Here is a 1,010-nt window from a genome sequence, read left to right on the forward strand (position 1 = left end):
CTAGATGAATGAGTCCAAGGGGTGTCCTCACTGTCAGTGGTCGTAGGCGATCAGTGACCGCTTGACCGGCTGCCCAGTCTTGTCGTTGTGCCAGATCGCCGCTGTGAGTGCGAGGATCCGGCACAGGACGCGGGCAGCCACCCCTCCCGGGCTCTTGCCGCCGTGTCGTTCCAGGTCGAGCTGCCCCTTGAAGGTCTGGTTGATCGACTCGATGACCTGCCGCAGCGGCTTGAACAGGTGTGCCCCGGCCCGCTCGGCCTCCCCCTTGCGGGCCGGTCGCAGCAATTCCAGGTGACGCTCGGCAAGGTCGTGCTCGAACTCGCGGCCGAAGTAGTTCTTGTCCCCGATGATCGTCTGGCCGGGGTGGCCGGCTTCGACGTCAGGCGCGGTGTCGAGCATGTCGCGCAGCGTCTCGCGCTCATCGGCCTTCGCTCCGGTGAGCGCGAACATGATCGGCAGTCCTCCGAGCGTGCACACCAGGTGCAGACGTAGCCCCCAGAAGTACCGCGAGTGTGACGCGCAGTAGCCGTACTGGGCCCAGCCCGCCAGGTCCGAGCGTCTGGCAGTCTCGCGGGAACAGCCGCAGCCGACCGGTGTGGAGTCGACCACCCACACATCGTCGCTCCACAGTGAGGTGTCCCGGGCCAGGATCCGGATCACGCTGCTCAGCAGCGAGAACGCGGCGCGTAGCCGCTTGTTGTAGCCGGACTGCTGGGGCACGTAGGGAAACAGGTGGCCGAAGTCCCGCCCGACACGGCGCAGCCAGCGCCGCTCGGAGGTGTAGCCGAGCAGCGCCGACATGACCGCGAGCGTGATCAGCTCGGCGTCACTGAGCGTCGGCACGATCCCGACGGCCGGGCGCCATGGGGCCAACCATGGCGAAGCCTTCAACTCGTCGTCGATCCGGGCATAGAGTGCTGTCGCGAGGGTGTCCAAGTCGGTCTTCACACACAGACTCTGGACGCCCTCGTCCTATGTCCGCAGGTCATCCCTTGGACTCATTCATCTAG

1 protein-coding gene is annotated in these 1,010 nt (G+C 66.0%); it reads right to left on the reverse strand.

Annotation, left to right across the window (positions count from 1 at the left end):
- Positions 1–33: 33 nt before the first annotated feature.
- Entirely contained in the window at positions 34–948 is a 915-nt protein-coding gene (locus ACIQZO_RS40550; protein ID WP_403636451.1) for an IS982 family transposase, read from the reverse strand.
- Positions 949–1,010 lie beyond the last annotated feature (62 nt).

Origin of the sequence: Streptomyces sp. NPDC097617 (genome assembly GCF_044761485.1) — a bacterium.
GTDB lineage: Bacteria > Actinomycetota > Actinomycetes > Streptomycetales > Streptomycetaceae > Streptomyces.